This window comes from Microcoleus sp. Pol11C2 (genome assembly GCF_036701505.1).
Taxonomy (GTDB): Bacteria; Cyanobacteriota; Cyanobacteriia; order Cyanobacteriales; family Microcoleaceae; genus Microcoleus.
In genome coordinates, this window is the sequence record NZ_JAUBQX010000042.1 from 41,440 (window position 1) to 56,471 (window position 15,032).

Below are 15,032 nucleotides of genomic sequence, written 5' to 3' on the forward strand. Positions count from 1 at the left end.
CCGCAATGCCTTTCCCGAAAAATGGGCTAAGACGCAAAATAATCTGGCAATTGCCTACGCTGAGAGAATCAGGGGAGAGAAAGCAGAGAATATCGAACAGGCGATCACATCTTACACTGCTGCATTGTGCGTCCTCACCCCCGATGCCTTTCCCGAGTATTGGGCCCAGACGCAAAATAATCTGGCAATTGCCTACGCTGAGAGAATCAGGGGAGAGAAAGCAGAGAATATCGAAAATGCGATCGCCTCTTTTACTGCTGCATTAACCATCCGCACCCCCGATGCCTTTCCCGAAAAATGGGCTATGACGCAAAATAATCTGGCAACAGCCTACCGTAAAAGAATCAGGGGAGATAAAGCAGAGAATATCGAACTGGCGATCGCATCTTTCACTGCTGCATTAACTGTCTACACCCGTGATGCTTTTCCCGAATATTGGGCCGGCACGCAACATAATTTGGGAGAAGCCTACCGTCACAGAATCAGGGGAGATAAAGCAGAGAATATCGAACTGGCGATCGCACTTTATCACAATACTTTAACTATTAGAACTCGCGAGGCTTTCCCACAAGAACATACAGGGACTTTATCTCATTTAGGTAATCTTTACCGAAGTAACCAGCAATGGCAACTCGCTTATGATACCTATGCCGCAGCGATTGAAACAGTAGAATTTTTACGGGGCGAGATTGTATCTGGGGATGAAACCAAACAGAAATTAGCCGAAGAATGGAATGAACTTTATCTGGGCATGGTAGAAGTCTGCATCGAACTGCAACGTTACACCGAAGCCATAGAATACGTCGAACGCAGCAAAGCCCGAAACTTAGTCGAACTCCTCGCCACCCGCGACTTATACCCCAAAGGCGATATTCCCGAAACCGTTCTCAACGAACTCTCGCGGCTGCGTCGAGAAATTGATGTCGAACAGCGCCGACTAGACAAGCAACAGACAACCCGTAACAGCAACAGTGGCACAATATCGGGAGAACGCAGCCTCCCAATCGACAGCCTACAAACTACCAGCCGCGATTCTACCAATCTCACCCAATTGCGGCAACAACTCGACGAACTGCTCGTCCGTGACATCCAACCCATCGACCCCGACTTCCTGCTGACTCAAGAAGTTAAAGGCATCCTCTACAGCGATATTCAAGCCCTCACAGCAGAAAACACCGCTATCCTTGAGTGGTACATCCTGGGCGACAAATTCCTTACTTTCATTATCACCCCCCAATCACCAAATCCTATAGTATGGCAATCTTCAAAAGCCGACTTTCAAGCTTTGGTAAACTGGGGCGAGGAATATCTCAGAGATTACCAAGAAGAGGATGATACCCAATGGCGGGAAAACCTAGCCCCTCGCCTCCAAAGCTTATCTGAAATATTGCATATCAATGAAATTCTGGGGAAAGTACCCAAACACTGCGATCAACTAATTTTAATTCCACACCGTTTCCTGCACCTATTCCCCCTTCACGCCTTGCCGATTAGCCCTGAAATCTGGAAGCGCTTTAACCCAGAAACCCAGTCTCCTGAACCCACCAATCCCTGCATACTAGATTGCTTTAAACAAGGTGTCCGCTATTCCCCCAGTTGCCAACTGCTGCAACAGGCACAAAGGCGAAAACGGCCGAATTTCACACACCTATTTGCCGTCCAAAACCCTACTAATGACCTGAAATTTACAGACTTAGAAGTGCCCGCGATTAGTCAGCATTTCCACCCCAAAGATATCCTCGTCAAAAATGATGCAAAAAAATCAGTCATAGATGATAGCCGCCTCCGCATCGCCCACTGCGCCCACTTTAGCGGTCACGGCTACTTTAACTTTAAACAACCTTTGCTATCAGCATTGCTGCTAGCCGACTGCGAATTACCCCCGCCTCCCCCTGAAGAAAACCCCACTCGCTATCTACCCTTACGAAATGGCAAAACCCTCGACCTCACCAAATGCCTCACCTTAGCAGACATCTTTGCCCTTGACCTCCGAGAATGCCGCCTAGTTGTGCTCTCCGCCTGCGAAACCGGCATCACCGACTTTAGCAGCATCAGCGACGAATATATCAGCTTACCTAGCGGTTTCCTGGTGGCCGGCAGTTCCAGTGTAGTACCGACGCTGTGGGCCGTCAGCGATTTGTCTACCTCATTTTTGATGATAAGATTTTATCAGCTTCTCAAAGACGGGTTAAGTGTCTCCCTTGCCCTTAACTCTGCTCAACTTTGGCTGCGGGATGCTACCACAGAAAAGTTACAAGAGTGGAGAAGCCAACTTCCCCTACGTCCCACCCAAAAAGAAGCGCTATACGATATGCTTGATGAGATAGGCGCTAGAGAAATACGACCTTTTCAATCACCCTACCATTGGGCTGCATTTTGTTCAGTTGGCCAATAGGAATCTGAGAAGAATGCTCGAAGATAGTTTGAAGAATATCAACGCCTTCATACACCTAATCAAAAATCAGCAACCCCTGTTTTTGAATGAGAATAGGCATGAAGACCTTAAAGAAGCAACTGCTAATTTTAGAGAAAAAGATGATGAACTTGCTGATGACATCATTGAATGGTGTGCCAAGTACACCGACCTTCAAAAGGCTTTACGCCAGACTCGAAAAGAGTTGTTTTCAAGAGAAACCAAATCAGCGGGAGAACGCCTGCCAGGAACAAACACCCTGACACCTCCTCCACCGCCTCCACCTCCCCAAGTTTCCAGAGAAACGCTATTAAATGCCATCCAAGAAAGTTTCCCCAACCAGTCAAAATAGCACTCAGGGTCTAGGTGATGAACAATCCTGAATTGACAGGCAAACTTGCCAACCCCAAACTCACGCTGTTTGCCTTTCATTTGTGCAACAACCTTGCAAAAGGCGATAAACAACCTGTAGACAAAGCCGATCATTTATGGCAGAAATGCGCTGCTTTGGGACACCTGCTGCAAACAAATCCGCAGCTCGATTTTTTTCCCGAAAAGCTGAACAATCGAAACAGCCAAAATAGCCAACCGAGCGACTATCTTGAACTTTACGAGTCAAATGGCGATAGATTTGTGTCATTTACAACTGTTAGCCAACCGGATCGACTGCCCCTGAAAGGCGGAATTTACCCGCTGCAACTCCACGACACTTACGCACTTGATTTCACGCTACTTTCCCCGAATTCTACAGTAGAAATCAACCAACTGAGCAACATAAACTTTCAAGGTTGTCTGCTACCTTGCGAAATCCAAGCGTCACTGGGACAAACCCTAGTATTATTTGCCAAACCTGTTGATTTGGCTGGCAATAATCATAAAGATTTAGCAGTAGCTTGTGTAGACGCTTTGTTTCAAGATTCAGAGCTTAAACAGCCACAACCATATTTTATCCGTGAGGGGAAACTTCTAGGTAGTCCCATTTTTGAATTTGACAATAGTCAAGAAGATCCGAGATTAAATTGTCATATCCTAGTCTGGTTAGATACTGATGAAAAAACTTCAGAGATAGAAGCATCCGGCAAGTATTACCGTCCGCTGCTCAATTTGTTATGCTGCCGCAGTAAAATTATTTATGTTTATCACCAAGCGTATCTTTGCAACAAGGAAGCGAGAAAACTCTACAGTCAATTAGAGGAAAAAGTAGAAGAATTTAGTCGTTTGAAATCAGATAGAAAGGAGCGTCTGGAACAACTAGAGGGCTGGCTGACTGAACTCCCCCAAATCGGGTTAACTTATGCCCGCTATTTGCGAGATATAGAACTTCACCAGATTACAATTGAAACGAATGCTAAAAACTATAGTGATTGGCTCAAACAACTTGGCGAGTGCAGCGTCCTAGAAATGGATAACTTAGATTTTCTACAAAATTTTGTTGACCGGAGTTGCCCGAAATTTCAGGAACAGATTAAAGTCTATATGAGTTATCTTACCGTAGGACGGCAATTGTTTCAACAGATGATTGAAACAATCCGGGGCATTGTGGAAGTAGATGCTCAAAAACAACAGGTACAGTATGAGAAAGTGGAAAAAGATCGCGATCGCAATTTACAAAACACGATTCAAGCAGTCGGTACCGGCATCGGTGTCGGAGTCGGCTTTGCCGGAATCGTAGCAGCCGGCTACCCCTTAATCGAAAAACCTTGGGATTTCCCTTCTCCCCAGCATCCTCTGCTTCCCCCACATCCCTTCATTATTGCCCTTTTACTTAGTTGTTTAGGCGGTGGAGGCTTGGGATGGTTGGCTTGGTTTTTCACTAAACGCCACCTCAACGCTAAATCCTCAGCTCAGCAGACAATTTCACCTAGTCCCCAAAATCAACTTTCCTCTCGGGATGTGTAATCGCCCTCTGCTTTCTTTGTTAATTACATTTTCGCAGTCATATTCTCGCGACTTAACTGATAAATCTGTTGACTCTTTGACAACATCCATCAACTCTTCAATCAAAACATCCAGCGTGCGAGCTATTTTTTGAATTGATGTGATATCAACCGTTGCTAGTCCTTCCGATCGAGCATAGTGCCTGACTGTGCTGTACGAAACCTCGGATAGATCGGCAACATCCTTTAGCGTCCATCCTTTTTCGTCAGCAAACTCTCGGATTCGGAACCTAACTAACCCCATTCTACTTGACAAACGATAAGTATCTATGTTTTTAATTCAAACACAATAGTCGATCGACAGTTAAAGAATGCTTAGTTCGATCGAGTTTTCGAAAATCCCATCTAAAACTCGATCGACTTTCTAGAAAAACCACTCAATATAAAACAACTGCCAACAGCCAAAACTGTCAACAGTTGTTTTATATATTCAATGCGGATGGCGAGACTCGAACTCGCAAGGACATAATGCCACACGCACCTCAAGCGTGCGCGTATACCAATTCCGCCACATCCGCTCTTTCTGGCAATCTCCGGGATTTTTGCGTTACGAGTTAAAGATTCACAGGTTGAGGTTCCTGACATTTAACTTGTGACTTGCCCTTTTGCACCGCCGATTTACAATCATAGCACCACTACAAGCCAAATGTAAAATAAATTTTTGTGAACAATTTCTGGAAAACGATTATCCAGAACATACCGAAAGGCATTATTGTACAGAATATTGAGTGAATTAAGCAGCGAAGATGGGGTTCTCGAAAATTTTAATCGCTAATCGGGGAGAAATAGCTCTCCGCATACTGCGCACCTGCGAGGAAATGGGGATTGCCACGGTCGCCGTTCACTCCACCGTAGATAAACACGCCTTGCACGTCCAGTTGGCAGACGAAGCCGTTTGCATCGGCCCCCCCACCAGCAGCAAAAGCTATTTAAACATCCCCAACATCATCGCGGCTGCCCTGACGCGCAACGCCGCAGCCATTCACCCCGGTTACGGCTTCCTCGCCGAAAACGCCCGATTTGCCGAAATCTGCGCCGACCATCAAATTACCTTCATCGGCCCTTCTCCTGCCGCGATGCGGGCGATGGGCGACAAATCCACCGCAAAAGAAACGATGCAGCGGGTGAAAGTCCCCACAGTTCCCGGTAGCGAGGGATTGCTGGCAGACGATCGCGAAGCTTTGTCGATCGCCCGCGACATCGGCTATCCTGTGATGATCAAAGCCACCGCCGGCGGTGGAGGCCGCGGGATGAGGCTAGTTAGAGAACCCTCGGAACTCCCCAAACTATTCTCAGCCGCCCAAGGCGAAGCCGACGCAGCCTTCGGCAACCCCGGACTTTACCTGGAAAAATTCATCGAAAAACCCCGGCATATCGAAATCCAAATCCTCGCCGACAACTACGGTAACGTCATCCACCTCGGCGAGAGAGATTGTTCGATTCAGCGCCGACATCAGAAACTCCTCGAAGAAGCCCCCAGCCCAGCCCTCAGCCAGAAATTGCGAGATCAAATGGGTCACGCCGCCATTGCCGCCGCCAAATCCATCAACTACACGGGTGCGGGCACAGTCGAATTTCTGCTTGACAAATCGGGCAAGTTCTACTTCATGGAAATGAACACCCGCATCCAAGTAGAACATCCCGTCACCGAGATGATTACAGGCCTCGACTTGATAGCCGAACAAATCCGCATCGCCCAAGGAGAAAAGCTGCAAATCAAACAAAACCAAGTAATTCTCAACGGCCACGCGATCGAGTGTCGCATCAACGCCGAAGATCCCGATCGCAATTTCCGGCCCCATCCCGGCATAATCAGCGGTTATTTGCCTCCCGGTGGCCCCGGCGTGCGGATGGACTCTCACGTTTACACCGATTACGAAATACCCGCTTACTACGATTCTTTAATCGGTAAAGTAATTGTATGGGGGCGCGATCGACCGACAGCCATCCGCAGGATGAAACGGGCTTTGCGGGAGTGCGCCATCACCGGCGTTCCTACCACCCTCAGCTTCCACCAAAAAATTCTCGATTCCCCCGAGTTTCTCAACGGCGAAGTTTACACGAATTTCGTCGAACAGTTCTTGAACCCAAACAGTCATTAGTCAGTAGTCAGTTGGCAGTTAGCAGTGGGTGGCGACTAATCCATGCCCGATGCCCGATGCCCGATGCCCGATGCCCGCCAACTGACTATTACATCATCATCGTCAGCAGCCCTTGCTGACCGAGAATCATTTCTCGCAGCAAGCTACAGATACCCACCCAAATAATCGGCGTAATATCCACCCCGCCGATCGGCGGTACAATCTTTCTAGTTACGGCTAAAAAAGGTTCCGTCGGCCAAGCAATCAGACTCAACGGCAATTTGCTCAGATTCACCTCGGGATACCAAGTCAGGACGATCCGAAAAATAAACAGCAAGGTCATCACGACTAGGACAGAGCCCAGAATCCAACTTGCAACGGTAATACCAGTCATGGGTCTTATCTCGAAATTTTAAGTTTTGTTAAGTCAGCCGTTCATAATTTTAACCGTTTCACAGGTGCGATCGAAAGTATAAAATTAATAAAAATCAAATTGTTGTAACAAAGGCTTTGAATCTATGACTCCTTCTCTCGCGAACTTTTTGTACAGCCTGCTGGTCGGCGTGACAGTGGTAGTGATTCCAGCAACGATCGCCCTGATCTTCATCAGCCAAAAAGACAAAATCAAGCGCACCTAAAAAGTCAGCGGCTTTCTAAGTCCGGCGCTGTAAGTCAATTGTGGGCTACAAGTCGGACATTTCCCCGATTCGAGAAACCTCGGCTGCCAGCAACTGTCAAGGCAAAACCTTCAGTTGACTGCCAAGCTGAGGTTTTTTCCCGTTAAACTCATTATTATACTCACTTCCCAAGCTGAAACCCTGACCGGACGCTGCCCCAGAAAGCACAGTCGGGCTGACAGACTTAATGATAGATGTAAAATCTAACTCGCTAACATAGGAAAGACATAGGAGATAGGCTAATGGTCAATTTAGGATTGAACTGGAGCAGCCTGTTAGGGATTATCCTAGCAGTAGCAGGGGCAGGACTGTATTTTCTGCGATCGTGGCGTCCCAAACTAGCCCGAGACCACGATATTTTTTTTGCAGCAGTCGGCCTGCTGTGCGGCGGTATTCTGTTATTTCAAGGATGGCGGCTTGACCCAATTCTGGCATTCGGTCAATTTCTGCTCACCGGTTCCGCCATATTTTTTGCAGCAGAAAGCATTAAATTGCGAGGAGCGACCACAGCCCAAGCCAAAACTCGCGCCCAATACATAGATGAAGACCGACCGGTCAGCAACGCCTACGGTTACGACGGCTATGATGCCGACATGGAACAGCTAGAACCAGAGGAAGACTATCCGCAGCGTCCCCGGATTAGAGGCAGCCAAGACTACCGTTCCTCTCGGGAAGCCTACGACGACGAACCCCGCCGCCGCCCCTCGAATCGCAACGGCAGCGTTAACACCTCCAGGCCCGACTCGCCCGATCGAGCCTCGCGCAAACGTCCCGCCCGCCCGGAAGCCCCGCCTGCCCAAGAGTCTGACAACTGGGACGTTTCAGACAACCCCGAAGAAAGACCGACCCGCAGCCGCAGCAGTCGCCCCCCAGCTTCGGAAAACCGCAGTTCCGATACGCCACCGAGAACCAAAAAACCCCGTCCTACGGAATCATCCAGGTCTCGCCCCAGCAACCGCGACGTTGAAGCACCGCCGTCAGACTACGTGGAGTATCGACCTGTAGAATACCCGGAAGACCAACCGGATAATTCCCCCAGTTTCGACAAATAGGCAAATACTAAGTAGATGGGTGAAACTAAACATTTCTGGCGCCCGTCGGCAAAAAAATAAGTTGCGTTTATTGATGCCCATCTACTTATTCTCAGATATTAAAGTGATTAAAAAAAAACTGTAAATGGCGAGTGTAAAACCCCAGACCTAGGCAGATATACACAAATAAAAACTAATTTTCTTTCAAAACTATTTTGACATACCCAATCTGTGGAACTAATCGACAGCATAATAATCTAAATATAAAATCCCCAATCTTAAATCAGCAAGATGCCATTACTCGAAATAGGAGATCCGGCTCCCTGGTTTTCCATTCCTTCTACAAATAACCCCTTATTTCATTTCCCGACTGTTGGCGGTCGGCGAGTCGTCCTCTTTTTCTTTGCCAGCGCAGCTTTTGAACAAATCCAAGTTATCCTCAAAAGCTTTCAAGAGCTCTCAGAAGAATTCCGAAGCTTGCAAGTACCGAGGTTCGGAGTCAGCGTTGACCCAGCAGACAAAGAACTAGACAGACCAACAACAATTGCTCCGTCATTCATCTTTTTCTGGGACTTAGATAAAAAAGTCAGTCAGCAGTACGCTGTTTTCCGAGATGTCGAAGAAAATGGAGTTGCCGGAGTTCACTATGCACCACAAACTTTTGTTCTCAACGAAAACCTTCAGGTAATTAATATTTTGCCCATGGGCGAACCGCACCAACACGCCCAACAAGTATTAGATTTTCTCAAAACTTTACCCCCCATTGAGGAAGCCCGAGCGGCCACTCGCCACGCCCCGGTGTTGGTAATTCCTAACGTTTTGGACAAAGCTTCTTGCCGCAGTTTGATCGATATGTACAAAGCTAATGGTGGCAGTCCCTCGGGCTTTATGAGGCAAATAGGCGGGAAAACAGTTGGCTTGCACGACGACACTTTTAAGAAGCGCCGAGATTTCTTTATTCAAGACGAGGATTTCCAGCAACAGTTGAATGCGATTATTCTACGCCGGGTGCGGCCGGAAGTAGAGAAAGCTTTTCAATTTACAATCACTAGGTTTGAACGGTATTTGATAGGTTGTTACGATGCTGACAGCGGCGGTTATTTTCGGTCGCACCGCGACAACACTAGCAAAGCTACGATGCACCGTAGGTTTGCTATGACGCTAAACTTGAATGTGGGAGAGTACACAGGGGGATTTTTACGGTTTCCAGAGTACGCGCCGCACGGTTATAAAGGCGATTCTGGCACGGCGATTATTTTTTCGTGTTCTTTGCTGCATGAAGCCACTACCGTGATTAGTGGTCAGCGCTTTGCTTTGCTGTCTTTTTTCTACGGCAATGAGGACGCTGCGGTACGAGAAGCTAATTTTAAGTATTTAGCTGCTGATTCAGATGCCCGAATTGGAGAACCGACGTGAGGAAGGTCACTACCGTGGTGCAAGTCCTAAAATAATTAGAGAAGGTAGTTAGCGATTAGCCACAAAACCTAATCCCTAGCTACCGATCGCTAAATAATAATCGATCGCCATGAATTTCAAACTTCTAAGTTTAGCAGTATCGGGAATTTTAACCGTTGGGGTTGCAGCCAGCGCTGCTGCGGTTGTTACGACATCCTCTGTGCGGCAATCAACAGATTTAACGGAATTTAACTCGGTGCATTCCCAGGGCGCGATCGCCCAAAATGTCGAAGAACAAACCAATATTCGAGTCTACGAAAAGGCCAGTCCGGCGGTTGTTACAGTCGATACAGATAAATCTAACGGCAGTGGCACAATTATCAGCCCCGACGGCATGGTGTTAACCAACGCCCACGTTGTGTCCGCCGGCGGTACGGTGAATATCATTTTGTCAGACGGCAGAAAACTGGTCGCCGATGTTATCGGATTCGGCGAAGAAGGTCTAGACTTAGCCGTGGTGAAGATTCGCGATCAAAACAATTTGCCCACCATTCCTTTAGCCCGTCCCGGTTCGGTGAAAGTCGGGCAACAAGCATTTGCGATCGGCAATCCATTCGGTCAATTTCAAGGTACTTTTACAGTCGGCATCGTCAGCCGCATCGACCAGCAGCGGGGCTTAATTCAAACCGACGCCGCCATCAATCCCGGCAATTCAGGAGGCCCTCTGCTCAACAGTTCAGGAGAATTAATCGGCGTCAATACTTCTATTTTTACTCGCGGTCGGGGCGGTGGCAGTATCGGTATCGGTTTTGCAATTTCAGCAGACAAAGTACCAGCTTTCCTGACAGCCGTGCGAGAAGGGCGAGCTCCCCGCGTGGCTCAAGCCCGATCGCCCTTTGGTGGCAACAAATCACCTCAAAAAGTTGCGTTAAACGGGCCCGCCGTCAGTGGCCTCCTCACCGACAAGTCTAGCGTTCTGCCCACCGACAACAGCTTTTTTGACCTCTACTCCTTTGAGGGAAAAGCGGGCCAGCAAATCACAATAGAAATGAAAAGTCAAGAAATTGACCCTTATTTAATTTTGCTCGGGCCCAACCAGCGCGAAATCGCGCAAGATGATGACGGGGCGGGCAGTAAAGACGCCAGAATTACAGTCAGGCTGCCAGCAGACGGGACTTACACGTTAGTGGCAAATTCCTACCAAGCTAAGCAGTCAGGGGCTTATACGTTACAACTGAAAGCGAGTGCTCCTACCGCGCCTTCTCGGGCGATTTTGCAAGAAGAAGGCGCTTTAGTCGCAGGCGGCGCAGTATTGCCGTCTGACAACAGTCTGTATCGCGAGTATACTTTTGAAGGTCGATCGGGTCAGTCTGTAGCCATTTCCCTCGAAAGTACAGATTTCGATCCCTATGTCGCTATCTTTGACCCTAACGGCCGATTAGTGGCAGAAAATGACGATGAGAGCGATTCGACTAAAAATGCGTTTCTGACCGTTACTTTGCCCGCTACGGGTCGCTATCGCGTAATTGTTAATGCTTACGATGCTTCTGGCCGGGGTCGTTACACTCTAACTGTCCGGTGAAAATGGGGCATTGGGCATTGGGCATTGGGCATTAGGCATTGGTAGCACCTAACAAATAACTCATGACTACTGACTACTGACTACTGACTACTGACTTCTTCCTTCCTTCTTCGTTGCAAACCGAGGTAATTCATGCGTCAAGTTAGATTTTGGGCGATCGCGCCAATTGCTCTGGTAGCTACTTTTTCTGGCAAGCCAGCTCTGTCCTTGTCACTTTCAAATTCAGGTGTTGCTAACAGCAGTTCCACCCTCATTTCCGCAGAATTTCCTCAAAATTTAACTGATGCGAAGCCTTCTGACAAGGGTGTTTTAGCCCAAGCAAGTCCCAACCCGTCGCCATCACCACAAAGTTCGCCAACTCAGAGCCCCACTGTAGAACCTCCACCGAGTCCTGATGCGGGTTCATCTAAAGTCATTTTAGAGCAAAACGGAGAACTCAGCCCTGCTAAGTCTTCTGTACTGCCCTCGGACAGCAGTTTGTACGACGAGTATACCTTTGAAGGCACTCAGGGTCAAAAAGTTATTATTACCGTAGAAAGTAGCGAATTTGATACTTATCTCGCTATTTTTAACTCCCAGGGCGAGCTACTTGGAGAAAATGATGATGCAACGCAGCAAAATTCCAATTCAGAGCTTACTGTTACCTTGTCTGCCAACGGTCGCTATCGCGTCATTGTCAATGCTTACGATCCGCCTCCAAAAGGTAGAGGCAAGTACAGTTTGACCGTCCGTGAAACAACTGGAAATTAGTTTGAACGAAACTTCGGAGTCAGGGCACGGCATTGCCGTGTCCCTATAATTTAAGGACGATCGCACTACAAGTAACTGCGATCGACCGAATTACTTCTACAACACGCTGCTTACTATACTGATGAACTAAATTTATTTATTTCTCTGTAACTATAAGCGTCATAATCTTGTGCCTTTAAATTTCGGCACTGTAAACATTTGGCATTTAACTTAAGGGTTCCCAATTACAGATAGACTCTGGCTTGAGAGGGCAAGTTTTGGGATCGATAGGATTTCCACTGAGATAGAGTTTTGTCAGGTTAGTCAAAGATTCTAGCGGTTTGATGTCGCTGATTTGATTGTTGTTGAGGGTGAGCGAAGTCAGTTGAGTCAAGGATTCTAGGGGTTTGATGTCGCTGATTTGATTGCCGTTGAGGTCGATCAAAGTCAAGTTAGTCAAGGACTGCAAGGGTTTGATGTCGTTGATTTGATTGTTATCGAGGTAGAGATAATTCAGGCTAGTCAAAGATTCTAGCGGTTTGATGTCACTAATTTGAGTGTTGGTGAGAGAGAGCCAAGCCAGGTTAGTCAAGGATTCTAGCGGTTTGATGTCGTTGAGTTGATTATCGTCAAGGATGAGCGAAGTCAGGTTAGTCAAGGATTGCAATGGTTTGATCTCGCTGATTTGATTTTTATAGAGGTAGAGATAATTCAGGTTAGTCAAAGATTTTAGCGGTTTGATGTCGCTGATTTTATTGCCGTTGAGATCGAGCCAAGTCAGGTTAGTCAAAGATTCTAGCGGTTTGATGTCGCTGATTTGATTGCCATTGAGGTCGAGTTTCGTGAGAGTCGAAAGTCTCTGATTAGCGGCATCGCACTCAGTAGTCCCTGCTGTCTTTAACAGTACCTCAACAGTACGTTTAGCTTCAGGACTCAAAGAAGCTTTTTCACGACACCAATCAGTAAATGTTCGTCCACTGTTTCCCGGTTGCGTTTCTGCAGCTAACGCTCCCAGTCCATTTCCACATAATGTTAGACCGATCGCACTACAAGCAACTACTATCCACTTTGGTAAATTCATATGTTTTTATGCCACTATAAATGTTATAATATTATACTTTCAATTTGATTAACAGTATTTTAAATAACTCTTAAAAATCAAAAGGAAGCTGAAATATAGATAATTTTTCAGCTTCCTTTTCTAATTAATTTTAATTAATTTAACGCAGACCCAGCCAGGTGAAAAAATCCTGGCGGGTGAAGAATTCTAGCAGCAAAAGTCCCACGAATCCCACCATCGCAAATCTTCCGTTGATTTGTTCTGCATAGGCATTCCACCCAAAGGCTGGTTCTGGTTTTGGGGTATTTGGGGTTGTAGGTTTTGGGGATGGAGGAGTTTTAGCAGTCATTTAAAAGTTTTGAGTTTCGTGTTTTGAGTGATGGCTTTGAGGAAGCTTTGCGATCGCACAACTTGTAATTTACCAGGAAAATGACAGCCGATCACTAATCTGCTGACTTTTCTAAACTTTGAACCGATTCGATCAGATTTCGCACGGTTTCAGTACCTTCTGAAGGTTCAAAAAACAGCGGGAACTTGCCGCGAGCGAGCATTCTCAAACCCAAGGGGCCCAGACTCAGCAAACCTTTAACGTCGCGGAAGTAGTTTCCTACTACTTCGATGCCAAACTTGCGCTCGTCTATCCAGCCGCCTTCTTTGACGAGCTCGATTAAAACTTTGCGGTGGCGGATCGATCGACTGGCTTGGTCGTCTTTGCGATCGAGAATCTCCTGTTTAATCTTACCAATTTGATCCATCGGCGCAACTTCCATCGGACAAACCGAGTTGCAGTAGTAACAGCGGGTGCATCCCCAGACTCCTGCGGTGCCTTGGTTGTATTTTTCCAGCCGATTTTCGGTTTCGCTATCGCGGGAGTCGGCGATCGTGCGGTAAGCTTTGGCGAGGGCGTGGGGGCCGACAAATTCCGGGTTGACTTCGCGGGCGTTGCACTCCGAATAGCAAGCGCCGCAGAGGATGCAGTTGCCGGTTTGGTCGAGTTTCGATCGCTCTTCTGGAGTTTGCAGAAATTCGCGTTCTGGAATTGCTCGCGAGGCTGTGCTCACATAGGGTTCAACTGCTTCTAGGTTGTCCCAAAAACTGGTCATGTCAACAACCAAATCTTTAATTACCGGCATATTTCCCATTGGGGCGACGGTGATTTCTGGGATGAAATCGGCCGGCTTTTCTGCTGAGCTGGAATCAGCTATTTTTTGCAGTCTTGCGAGTTCGCTGGCGACATTTTCTTTGCAAGCTAATGCCGATCGACCGTTAATTCGCATAGAACAACTGCCGCAAATTGTATTGCGGCAATTTTTGCGAAAAGCTAAAGTGCCGTCGTGTTCCCACTTAATACTGTTGAGGCAGTCTAGGATGGTATTGCTCTCTTCCACATCTAGGGTGTAAGTGTGAACCCGGGGAGCCTCGTTTTGATTTTGGCGCACTACATTAAAGCGGACTTTCATATTTTGAGTAAGGAATTTAGTTTCTATTTTAAGCTAAATTTTTGACCTCTTTAGAAAGCTCTTATTTTTTTAACCACTACCTAAAGTAAGAGATTTTTAAAAAAATATTATTGTTTGATAAACATGAATAATTCTCAAGTTATAAATCCTAAATTACCACTTTTTTAAGCGGATTTGTGAGCTATTAATTGGAGATAAAAGTAATTAATCGCTGCAATTCGGTAGTCGGAGGTGCGTGATGTCCAGCTTGTTTGTATTAACTTTCATGTTTTCCACACCGGCTTTTTGTCTGGGTCTGCTAAATCCTCAATGGGTGGGACTGGGAACTCGCAAGCGATCAACTGCCTTGTACGGCGGCTTGATGGCGGTTTCGTTCGTTTTGCTTGGGGTTACAGCACCTAAGACGCCACAACCAGTTTCATCCAGGCTTCTGGCCTCAACTGAATGGCCAGAATTTAGGGTAAGCGCACCTTTGCGCTGAAGGTAGCTGGGTATGCATTTCACTTTTTTGACAGCATTACAATAAATTTTACCAGGACTTACGGCCGGTTGGGGCCAGAAACGTAGTTTTTTAAGAAAAATACTTGGTTGGTAGGGTCGAAAGAAGATGTTACCATCTTCTCCCTCCCATTCGGAACCGTGCTTGCTACTTTCATAGCACACGGCT

13 protein-coding genes, 1 tRNA gene and 1 pseudogene are annotated in these 15,032 nt (G+C 47.0%); 9 read left to right on the forward strand and 6 right to left on the reverse strand.

The annotated features are described in order from the left end of the window. The 3 genes from QUA42_RS20890 to QUA42_RS20900 form a co-directional block, all read left to right on the forward strand. The coding region (locus QUA42_RS20890) for a CHAT domain-containing protein (RefSeq protein ID WP_333139706.1) at positions 1 to 2,395 on the forward strand (2,395 nt) is incomplete at its 5' end. 13 nt (positions 2,396 to 2,408) lie between these two features. Beyond that, complete coding sequence (locus QUA42_RS20895) at positions 2,409 to 2,765, forward strand: hypothetical protein (RefSeq protein WP_190736135.1); 357 nt, start codon at positions 2,409 to 2,411, stop codon at positions 2,763 to 2,765. Positions 2,766 to 2,782: 17 nt separating this feature from the next. Further along, positions 2,783 to 4,312, forward strand: a complete 1,530-nt coding sequence (locus tag QUA42_RS20900) for a hypothetical protein (protein ID WP_333139709.1) — start codon at positions 2,783 to 2,785, stop codon at positions 4,310 to 4,312. A gap of 72 nt (positions 4,313 to 4,384) precedes the next feature. Here the strand turns inward: QUA42_RS20900 and QUA42_RS20905 are convergent. Together QUA42_RS20905 and QUA42_RS20910 are read right to left on the reverse strand one after the other, a co-directional pair. After that, positions 4,385 to 4,594, reverse strand: a pseudogene (locus QUA42_RS20905) (helix-turn-helix domain-containing protein); the annotation flags it as partial. A 190-nt stretch (positions 4,595 to 4,784) separates the two neighbouring features. Beyond that, positions 4,785 to 4,868 (reverse strand) — tRNA-Leu (locus QUA42_RS20910). Positions 4,869 to 5,096: 228 nt separating this feature from the next. Here QUA42_RS20910 and accC point away from each other — a divergent pair. Continuing rightward, positions 5,097 to 6,452, forward strand: coding sequence for an acetyl-CoA carboxylase biotin carboxylase subunit (accC, locus tag QUA42_RS20915; RefSeq protein ID WP_333139711.1), 1,356 nt, complete (start codon positions 5,097 to 5,099; stop codon positions 6,450 to 6,452). Positions 6,453 to 6,540: 88 nt separating this feature from the next. On the opposite strand, the gene QUA42_RS20920 is transcribed toward accC, so the two are convergent. Then, complete coding sequence (locus tag QUA42_RS20920) at positions 6,541 to 6,825, reverse strand: YggT family protein (protein WP_006634856.1); 285 nt, start codon at positions 6,823 to 6,825, stop codon at positions 6,541 to 6,543. Positions 6,826 to 6,949: 124 nt separating this feature from the next. Here QUA42_RS20920 and psbX point away from each other — a divergent pair, with 124 nt between their 5' ends. From psbX to QUA42_RS20945, 5 genes are all read left to right on the forward strand, one after another. Beyond that, positions 6,950 to 7,069, forward strand: a complete 120-nt coding sequence (gene psbX, locus QUA42_RS20925; protein WP_333041933.1) for a photosystem II reaction center X protein — start codon at positions 6,950 to 6,952, stop codon at positions 7,067 to 7,069. A gap of 281 nt (positions 7,070 to 7,350) precedes the next feature. Continuing rightward, entirely contained in the window at positions 7,351 to 8,160 is an 810-nt protein-coding gene (locus QUA42_RS20930) for a Ycf66 family protein (protein ID WP_333139713.1), read from the forward strand. A gap of 270 nt (positions 8,161 to 8,430) precedes the next feature. After that, positions 8,431 to 9,555 carry a redoxin domain-containing protein gene (locus QUA42_RS20935; RefSeq protein ID WP_333139715.1) on the forward strand — a complete coding sequence of 375 codons (1,125 nt, stop codon included), beginning with the start codon at positions 8,431 to 8,433 and terminating at the stop codon, positions 9,553 to 9,555. 109 nt (positions 9,556 to 9,664) lie between these two features. Further along, on the forward strand, positions 9,665 to 11,116 hold the full coding sequence (locus QUA42_RS20940) for a DVUA0089 family protein (RefSeq protein WP_333139717.1): 1,452 nt from the start codon (positions 9,665 to 9,667) through the stop codon (positions 11,114 to 11,116). Between the two features lie 132 nt (positions 11,117 to 11,248). After that, entirely contained in the window at positions 11,249 to 11,866 is a 618-nt protein-coding gene (locus tag QUA42_RS20945) for a pre-peptidase C-terminal domain-containing protein (protein ID WP_333139719.1), read from the forward strand. 205 nt (positions 11,867 to 12,071) lie between these two features. On the opposite strand, the gene QUA42_RS20950 is transcribed toward QUA42_RS20945, so the two are convergent. The 3 genes from QUA42_RS20950 to QUA42_RS20960 form a co-directional block, all read right to left on the reverse strand. Further along, positions 12,072 to 12,926, reverse strand: a complete 855-nt coding sequence (locus tag QUA42_RS20950; RefSeq protein WP_333139721.1) for a leucine-rich repeat domain-containing protein — start codon at positions 12,924 to 12,926, stop codon at positions 12,072 to 12,074. Between the two features lie 139 nt (positions 12,927 to 13,065). Beyond that, on the reverse strand, positions 13,066 to 13,254 hold the full coding sequence (locus QUA42_RS20955; protein WP_333051883.1) for a chlorophyll a/b-binding protein: 189 nt from the start codon (positions 13,252 to 13,254) through the stop codon (positions 13,066 to 13,068). Between the two features lie 94 nt (positions 13,255 to 13,348). Continuing rightward, positions 13,349 to 14,365 carry a succinate dehydrogenase/fumarate reductase iron-sulfur subunit gene (locus tag QUA42_RS20960; RefSeq protein WP_333139723.1) on the reverse strand — a complete coding sequence of 339 codons (1,017 nt, stop codon included), beginning with the start codon at positions 14,363 to 14,365 and terminating at the stop codon, positions 13,349 to 13,351. Between the last annotated feature and the right edge of the window lie 667 nt (positions 14,366 to 15,032).